Source organism: Cellvibrio sp. OA-2007, assembly GCF_000953825.1.
Lineage (GTDB): Bacteria > Pseudomonadota > Gammaproteobacteria > Pseudomonadales > Cellvibrionaceae > Cellvibrio.
Genome location: NZ_BBUL01000071.1, coordinates 23,315 through 31,389, shown reverse-complemented (window position 1 = coordinate 31,389; position 8,075 = coordinate 23,315). Strand labels below are relative to the sequence as shown.

The following is an 8,075-nucleotide window of genomic DNA, read 5'->3' as shown; positions in this document are numbered from 1 at the left end:
CAAGCCAAGCCAAGCCAAGCCAAGCCAAGCCAAGCCAAGCCAAGCCAAGCCAAGCCAAGCCAAGCCAAGCCAAAATGATACTCAATATTTAAATAATCCAAAGACAACAAGAAAAACTAAAACTAAAAATGAGCACATTACCAACAATATCGTAAGAGATATTATTCGAGGCCTTGGTTATTACGATGGAAATAACGATTTAAGTGTAGAAGAACAAAAAAGTAATATTGAATCTGTTAAGCGCCTACTCAAAAATGCGAGTAAGACGGGTGGCAATGGCATTGGCGCACCAGAGTTTATTATTAGTTCACCAAGCGCGCCAGATTTTTTACTTATCGTTGAATGTAAGGCTGATAATAAAGATCATCGTAGCTCAAGCGTCATAGATTTAATCAGCGGAACAAAACCTTTTACTGAGGACAGTGCCGAGAAATTTAAAAGAACAAAGCGATATGCGGTTGATGGTGTATTGCATTACGCATATTTTCTTTCCCGAGAATTTAATGTTATTTCCATAGCTGTTAGCGGAGAGAGTTTAAAGTCTGTCATTATTTCAACATACCTTTGGCCGAAAGGAGGTCAAAAGCCAAAAGAATTGCGAGCTAAGGATGGGGCGGCATTAACAAATTTTATTCCATGGAATGATTATGTAGAGCACGCAACATTCGACCCAACAGTTCAAAAACTTAGATTTGATGAGTTGATGAGCTTCGCAGGTAATTTGCATGAATTTATGAGGGATCACGCCAAGCTTACCGAAAGCGAAAAGCCTCTATTGGTTAGTGGGACGTTAATCGCACTAAAAAATAAAGCATTTTCAGCATCATTTGGATTACATACACCTGCACAGCTTCAAAAAGAATGGATGCGCGTAATAAATGAAGAAATTCAGCGAGCTGATATTCCGTTAGCAAAAAAAGATAATATGACGCAGCCGTATTCAAGTATCGCAGTACACCCTGAGCTTGGCAAAGCTACAAAGGTATATCCTAGAGGTGTGCTCTATGAATTAATAGAACAGCTCAACTCAAAAGTGTGGCCGTTCATTAGCATCTATCACGATTTTGATGTTGTGGGGCAATTTTATGGTGAGTTTTTAAAATACACAGGCGGTGACAAAAAAGCACTGGGTATTGTTTTGACACCGAGGCATATTACTGAACTTTTTGCGCACATCGCCAACGTAAATAAATCAAGTAAAGTTTTAGACCTATGCGCGGGAACTGGTGGATTTTTAATTTCTGCCATGCACAAAATGTTTAAGACTGCTCGAACTGAAAACGAGCGTGAAAATATTAAGAAGCATGGGTTGGTCGGGGTTGAGCAACAACCCAATATGTTTGCATTAGCTGCATCAAATATGATTTTACGAGGTGATGGGAAAGCAAATTTATATCAAGGTAGTTGCTTTGATGAGGGTATTACATCTGCTATAAAAAAACATAATTGTAATATTGGCATGATTAATCCGCCATACAGCCAAAGTGATAGCGATTTACACGAACTACGCTTTGTCAGTCATATGCTTGATTGTTTAAAAGATGGTGGCGTAGGTATCGCCATAGTTCCCATGTCATGCGCTATATCCGCAAACTCCATTCGTTCTGAAATTTTAACTCACCATACGCTTGAAGCTGTTATGTCTATGCCTGGAGAACTTTTCTATCCCGTCGGAGTTGTTACATGCATTATGGTTTTCACGGCGCATCGCCCACATGCGACAGAAGGCAGAAAAACGTGGTTTGGTTTTTGGAAAACGGATGGTTTTATAAAAACTAAACATCGAGGTCGTTGTGATCAGAATGATGATTGGGCAATTATTCGTGACCAATGGGTAGAAGCTTTTAGGAATCGTGAGGTACATGCGGGCGAGTGCGTTTTGCAATATGTCACTGCAAATGATGAATGGTGCGCTGAGGCCTATATGGAGACAGACTACGCAAAAATTGATAAAGCTGAATTTGAACGTACAGTACGTGACTATGTAATCTATCGCGTAATCGGTAGCGAGCAAACCGAAGCCAACTCAACGGAGGTTGCAGAATGAAACTCGTACCACTTTCTAAGCTGTTTAGCGTGACTTACGGTGTAAATTTAGAGCTTAACCGAATGATTCTGGATTCGTCTGGAATTCCATTTGTAGGACGTTCTGATCGAAATAACGGAGTCACTGCGCGAGTATCGCCCCTTGCGGATATAACGCCCAACCCAGCGGGAACTTTATCTGTTGCTGGAGGTGGTTCAGTGCTTGCTACATTTCTTCAATATGAACCTTACTATTCAGGGCGTGATCTATTTTATTTAACAGCACTTGTGCCTATGAGCGACAGTCAAAAGCTTTATTACTGCGCTTGCATCAGATCCAATCGTTACAGATACAGTTATGGCAGGCAAGCAAATAAAACTTTAAAAGATTTATTAATTCCGACTTTAAAGTCAATTCCAAGTTGGGTAGATGATGGACTGTCTCGCGTAGCGACTGATTTTTCATCGCGAATAAATAGTATAGCTTGATTGAAATGTAACTTTTTGAGGCTATAGACTTTGCAAAAATGCAAAATTTTGGCACGACAATGATTCTGTTAACAGATCAAAAGAGACGCAATCGGTATACTGATGGTATAACTTTATTGAATCGATCAGATAGTGGAGGTCTGGCGTATGAATAACCCTTTAAAAAAGCCCTTTAACGTGTTGGATAAAGCCAAGTCAGAGAGTATGTCTGATAAGGATTTTGAAGTATTTAACCGTGTTGAAAAACGAGTTACTGCCGCATCTAAAGCTAAGTTGAATGCTTTTATGGCTCAGTTTCGCGCTGATGCAGGGGGAATGACATTCACCCAACTTACTCAAGAAAAACATTCATCAAAAAGATTGGGTGATTTTCTACGTGCCGATGGTCATCCTAGGCCAGCTGCAAGGTGGGAAGCTCATCATATAGTGTCAGGAAATCATGTAGACGCAATGCAATCAAGAGCTTTGCTTGCGGATATTGAGATGAGAATTGATGACCCCGATAATGGTTGTTGGATGCCTAAAACCAAAGCTGATGCAAGACCAACCATTTATCCTAATGCTATTGGTCACAATAGAATTCATCGAGAACTTTATTATCAATGGATTTACAACGCTATATTTTCAATGAGTACAATCGGTCAAGTAAGGGCATTCTTAAATACAGTTAGGATGCAATTGCTGCAAGGGAATATAAGACCAGAAATGAAACTTCAGCAGGAAATTGATGAGGCTGAATATGCTAGCTGGCTTAAAAAGAATAGAAAGTTATGATTTTCAAACTTAAAAACGATTTTCAGAATACTTATTCACTTCTGATTGATAATGTTGAGTTAGGTACAAAAATGCCTACATACAGGCCCCGCTTTCTTGCAAAGCCACGCTTGCAAGAATGGGTTATGCCGGATGCCTCTTTTTATTACAGTGAAAATTTTGAGGGAATGAGGGAGTCATTACCAGATGTGACCACTTGGTCTGCTGGAGTGCTGGTACTCAATCCAAAAGCGTATGATGCATTGAAAAATTATCTGGCTACATCAGGCGAGTTTTTACCTATATCTATCGATGGCGAAACTCATTATTTATTTAATACTCTTTACGTCATTCCCGATGCTGCAATTGATAAAAGCAAAGCCGTTGAGGTAATTGATACAGGAGTACATTTTGGGCAAACCAATGTAACCTTTGATGAGGTGTTTTTAGACTCCGAGAAAGTAATGGTGTTTAAGTCGAATACCAACAAACTGTTGCATAGCTTTTGCACCGAACAATTCAAAAAACTCTATGAAGATAATAGCTTTCAAGGTCTTGTGTTTGAGCCTGAAGAAGTGGAATAAATTATTGGTGTCTGACTGAGCATGAAAAATGTAGATAGACAGCTTCTAGCGTATATATGTTTTGAAAATTCAGACAGGATATTTATTGATATTGTTGAAACAACCAAAAATGGACTCTCTTACCGCTATGAAGGCGAATTGTGGAATAGAGGTCATCTATTTTTTGGTCGAGAACTGTGTACAAATCAAAAGGGGTATAGGTGCAAAATTGTTCCTTTAAATCGCAACCATATTCCCGAATGGGTACAAAATCTACAAATAGAAATTGCAGCTAACGCAATGCAGCGATACACACTGTGGCAAGAAAAAAAATTGAAACCGTAACTGTTAATTCTAGCTGCCTCTTATATGTCAATAAAGTCAAAAATTAAGCGCCGCTCGCTAAGGCAATTTTGTCTAGTTCATGGTCACATTTATAGTTACAGGCAAGCTGGCGATTATGTTTTGTATGAGTGCAGCTATGCAAGTAAGCACGGCGTATTGAAGTACAAGCTAAAACCGAACTATCAAAGGCTCATCACACTGAAGCGCATGTTTGGCGATGACCATCAAAGGTTTGGGTGTCCAGCTAAGCCATAGGTGTGGATGAAACTTACAGAAGTATTTCAGCTAAGGTCAATCGCGGAATATTTAGTTTTGCTTTTTTTATGCAGTGCATGAAGGCACTCGATCAACAGATCATCCGGATTGACGGATGATCTGTAACAATAATTTTCGAAAGCAGTTTAGAAATTATTACATCGTATACAATTTTTTAACAACATCATAAAGGGGTTATTCATGGCGCTTGTCAAATGTGTTGATTGTGGTAGAAGTTTAAGTGCGACAGCAACGGACTGCGGGGGTGGTTGTAATTCGACAGACCCATTCGGTAAGAAAAGGGCAGAACAAAAAGCGCAGTTGGTATTAATGCTTGTCGGATTAGTTGTTTTCGCACTGGTTTTCTTGGCATTTCATTTTGATTTCCTCACCGCAGAAATGGTTAAGAATTTTCTTTTTAATCGACCCAAGTAATTTAAAATCTTGATCAACTTGACGTCGCGTCACGAACTTTAATTTACCCGCCGATAGGTCGGGAATGTGAAGCACATACGTGAGCGTTGCATCATCGTTTAAGGATCGAGTAATTGCCCAGCGATGGCGAAGTTTTTCGCTATTACCTCCGCAAAACTGGTCAATGTTGCAGTCCAGTACTGACGCAATGTCAGTGCTGGTTTTAAACGAAATGTAAGGTGGGACTCTTATAAAAGGAAATCCATGGCCTTGGCAGCTTGCGATGGTAAGCATCAAATCTGTGCTATTCATTATCTCAACGAGCGGTGCGACGCGTCTATCAATTACCCCCAAAGCTCGTGCATCAAAGAAAGTTCTAACCCTCCCTTTATAGTATTCATCGCCATTACTCTTGCGAAAAAATCCTGAACATAACAGTTTGAAAAAATTCGCGTAACTATATGATTTTAAAGAGCTTGTGCGGCTGCTACATAATTCCGCATTTAACAATGAAAATAGCGGCATCTATGCCGTGCAATTTCATCCCGAATCTGTTGCAACACTAGCGGGCGCAACAATATTAAACAATTTTATAAATTTGAATTAGTGAGAAACATATGTGGTTACCTACAGAAATTGCCAATGATGACTTCACCAAAGAATACGTCGATTTCAATAAGCGCTATCAAACGGGCGAACTCAGCAATGCCGATTGGAAAGAATGGCGCGAAACAAAATTTATAGCGACTATTGAAAAAACAAAAAACTCAACGTTTTACCAAAAGCACATTAACTATGACGAGATAAAATCGCTGGCGGATATTGAGAAAATACCCTTCACCACAAAAGATCACCTGCGTGAAAACATGGGCGACATCCTCAGCGGAAGCCTTAATGACGCACTTTATTTTTACGAGACAACTGGCACCACCGGGCGTGCAACGCCTTGCCCACGGGATTACAAAGAAGCAATTGCCAGCAACTCGCAAGTAACAGCCGCATGGCGAGAAATTTTCGACTCGGTATTTGGTAAAGACTACCGTCCGGTAGTTGGACTTATGGGGCCAACAGAAGTGCACTCTTTTGGCGACACATTGGGGTCTGTATGCCAAAACATGAATGTATGCAACATGAAAATCTGGCCTTACTCACCCGTTATCGGTTTTCCAAAAGCATTGGAATTAATGAGTACCTATGGTGTAGAAGTTATCGCCTGCACCCCTGGTGTTGCAATGAATCTGATGAAATCCGCGAAACATTATGGCTACGACCTTAAGAAAGATTTTAAAGTCAAAGCCATCTTCCTTACCGGAGAAATGTCCACTCCGGGACTGATGAAAAACATTACCTCCATTTGGGGCGCGCAAGTTTTCAATTGCCTATATGGATCACAAGAGGCGTTTGTAATTGCGTCATCGCGTTCGGATGGTGAAATGTACATCGCCAAGCCTAACTACATATTCGAAGTTATTGACCCTGAAACCAATAAATCCATAGGCTCTACTGGTAAAGGTGAGCTATGCCTCACTATGTTAATAGATGGTATTAAGCCTTTGGTGCGCTACAGAACCGGTGATTTTGTTGAAATTTACAAAACAGACAAACCGGAACCCTATGATCTAAAGATTAATATTATCGGCAGGACTAAAGATAGAATTCAACTTAATGGCAATATGTTTTCAGCATTTGATATTGAAAGCAGCATTTTGGACCAGGTGACCCATTGCTATGGATATCAAATTATCATTGATCAAAAAAATGGCGAAGATTATTTAGATATTAAATTGGAGTTCGCAGAAAACACACCCAACATAAAGACAATGCTTGCTGCAGTAAAAACAAATTGCTCACAGCAATTACGCACCAATGTCAATGTAGAGGTTATTGGTGAGTTGGATCAAGTGGTCAGTACTGCTGCCTTTGTTTCATGGAAAGCAGCGAGAATTGTTGATCGCCGCGCCAAAGAAATTGATCGTGAAACCCAGGTAGCGCAAAAAATGGCTGAGAACAGAGGCTACAGATGAGTGGATTTTGGAGTTCAGAACAGGATTTTAAACATCATATCGAGAAAAATCCGGACGTTCTTATCGGGACCCTGGGTCCCAAAGGAACATCATGTGATCACACACTGAACTATCTGTTGAGCGATGAAAATGATCTGGATCGCCGCCGCGTATTGATTGATAATTTTCCAGATATCTACTCCTCATTGATCAATTCAAAAATTGATATTGCCATGATTCCGGCAGCCTATACCCAGGCGACAGAATTTTTCTGGTCTGCAGAATTTAAATTGTTAGGTTCTATCATTTATAAAACGCCGGATTATCATTTTACTCATGCTAAAGGTGTGACAAAGCCACGCAAGATCGCCACCTGCTCCGCGGTAGAACATATGTTAAAAAAACAATTTGCTCACTGCACGCCGGAGCCCTATGAGCTGGTGATAGGTGCATCAACCTTGGCAGCTGCAAATGATGTCGCAGAGGGAAAAGCAGATGCCTGCATCACCAATGATGGAGGATTGAAGGAGGCTGATTTGGAAGTAATTCACACACAGAAAGGTGTCGATATGAGCTGGCTTTTTTTCAGGAAAAAAACATGAAGCTGGCCATTGTTTTAAGCTCAAACAGGGATGAGGGCGGGTTTAGCGCAAAACTTCTGAAGAAAATAGTGGAGTTTTGTGCTGGCCAGGCAAGCGTTGATGCTATCTGGTTAAATCAGTATCGCATTGAATTATGTGATGCTGACAACAAGTGCAGCCAAATGAATTGCAGCATCAATGATGATATGACGCTTCTTTCGGAAAGAATTATCGCTGCTGATGCGGTACTTTATATTCCCGTCGTACACGCTTACGGAACTTGCAGCCGCATGCAATCGTTTATTGAACGCTTAGGTTATGGCTTTATGCGCCCGCAGGGGCGACCTATGCAAAACAAGTTGGCAATAGTCGCTGTAGTTGGGCGTCGCTATTCACATGAATCGGTTTTTTCCCAAATGATTCTGAATCTTTTGCTCAACCGCTGCATTATTGTTGGCTCCGGTTTTCCGCCTACGTTTCGGTCAGAACTCGGCTCTCCTGATAATGATCATGAAGCCTGGTCATCATTAAAAACAAGCCTCCTTCGGACAATATCTTTTCATCAATTATTGTCCCCAAATACTACGGCTTCGCTAAATAAGACCATCCATTTGGAAGAAGTCCCTTAATAAGGCAATCCATTGGAT

General features: G+C 40.6%; 11 protein-coding genes. All 11 read left to right on the top strand.

From position 1 onward, the window contains the following. On the top strand, window positions 1–2,047 hold a 2,047-nt coding region (locus AWU77_RS03700), incomplete at its 5' end, for a class I SAM-dependent DNA methyltransferase (protein WP_202966618.1). Further along, the gene (locus AWU77_RS20300; RefSeq protein ID WP_152625252.1) at window positions 2,044–2,514 is read left to right on the top strand and encodes a hypothetical protein; all 471 of its coding nucleotides are present in this window, start codon (window positions 2,044–2,046) and stop codon (window positions 2,512–2,514) included. The genes AWU77_RS03700 and AWU77_RS20300, both read left to right, overlap by 4 nt. 147 nt (window positions 2,515–2,661) lie before the next feature. Beyond that, on the top strand, window positions 2,662–3,288 hold the full coding sequence (locus AWU77_RS03695; RefSeq protein WP_062059427.1) for an AHH domain-containing protein: 627 nt from the start codon (window positions 2,662–2,664) through the stop codon (window positions 3,286–3,288). After that, complete coding sequence (locus tag AWU77_RS03690) at window positions 3,285–3,851, top strand: hypothetical protein (protein WP_062059425.1); 567 nt, start codon at window positions 3,285–3,287, stop codon at window positions 3,849–3,851. Before AWU77_RS03695 ends, AWU77_RS03690 begins: the two co-directional genes overlap by 4 nt. Window positions 3,852–3,872: 21 nt before the next feature. Then, the gene (locus tag AWU77_RS03685; RefSeq protein WP_062059423.1) at window positions 3,873–4,175 is read left to right on the top strand and encodes a hypothetical protein; all 303 of its coding nucleotides are present in this window, start codon (window positions 3,873–3,875) and stop codon (window positions 4,173–4,175) included. 257 nt (window positions 4,176–4,432) lie between these two features. Then, a complete protein-coding gene (locus tag AWU77_RS20975; RefSeq protein WP_375600831.1) occupies window positions 4,433–4,549 on the top strand; it encodes a DUF6471 domain-containing protein in 117 nt (38 codons plus the stop codon). Between the two features lie 82 nt (window positions 4,550–4,631). After that, window positions 4,632–4,865 carry a hypothetical protein gene (locus AWU77_RS20295; protein WP_152625251.1) on the top strand — a complete coding sequence of 78 codons (234 nt, stop codon included), beginning with the start codon at window positions 4,632–4,634 and terminating at the stop codon, window positions 4,863–4,865. A gap of 457 nt (window positions 4,866–5,322) precedes the next feature. Next, window positions 5,323–5,451, top strand: coding sequence for a hypothetical protein (locus tag AWU77_RS20970; protein ID WP_084618014.1), 129 nt, complete (start codon window positions 5,323–5,325; stop codon window positions 5,449–5,451). 10 nt (window positions 5,452–5,461) lie between these two features. Further along, window positions 5,462–6,868 carry a phenylacetate--CoA ligase family protein gene (locus AWU77_RS03675; RefSeq protein WP_062059419.1) on the top strand — a complete coding sequence of 469 codons (1,407 nt, stop codon included), beginning with the start codon at window positions 5,462–5,464 and terminating at the stop codon, window positions 6,866–6,868. Then, window positions 6,865–7,449 (top strand): hypothetical protein, encoded by a 585-nt coding sequence (locus tag AWU77_RS03670; RefSeq protein ID WP_062059417.1) that lies wholly within the window; start codon window positions 6,865–6,867, stop codon window positions 7,447–7,449. The genes AWU77_RS03675 and AWU77_RS03670 overlap by 4 nt, the downstream gene beginning before the upstream one ends. Then, window positions 7,446–8,057, top strand: coding sequence for a flavodoxin family protein (locus AWU77_RS03665; RefSeq protein ID WP_084618012.1), 612 nt, complete (start codon window positions 7,446–7,448; stop codon window positions 8,055–8,057). The genes AWU77_RS03670 and AWU77_RS03665 overlap by 4 nt, the downstream gene beginning before the upstream one ends. Window positions 8,058–8,075: the final 18 nt, after the last annotated feature.

Coding starts and splice junctions, on each gene's coding strand:
- AWU77_RS03665 (WP_084618012.1), top strand. CDS start 7,446: ATGAAGCTGGCCATTGTTTTAAGCTCAAACAGGGATGAGGGCGGGTTT.
- AWU77_RS03670 (WP_062059417.1), top strand. CDS start 6,865: ATGAGTGGATTTTGGAGTTCAGAACAGGATTTTAAACATCATATCGAG.
- AWU77_RS20300 (WP_152625252.1), top strand. CDS start 2,044: ATGAAACTCGTACCACTTTCTAAGCTGTTTAGCGTGACTTACGGTGTA.
- AWU77_RS20295 (WP_152625251.1), top strand. CDS start 4,632: ATGGCGCTTGTCAAATGTGTTGATTGTGGTAGAAGTTTAAGTGCGACA.
- AWU77_RS03675 (WP_062059419.1), top strand. CDS start 5,462: ATGTGGTTACCTACAGAAATTGCCAATGATGACTTCACCAAAGAATAC.
- AWU77_RS03695 (WP_062059427.1), top strand. CDS start 2,662: ATGAATAACCCTTTAAAAAAGCCCTTTAACGTGTTGGATAAAGCCAAG.
- AWU77_RS03685 (WP_062059423.1), top strand. CDS start 3,873: ATGAAAAATGTAGATAGACAGCTTCTAGCGTATATATGTTTTGAAAAT.
- AWU77_RS03690 (WP_062059425.1), top strand. CDS start 3,285: ATGATTTTCAAACTTAAAAACGATTTTCAGAATACTTATTCACTTCTG.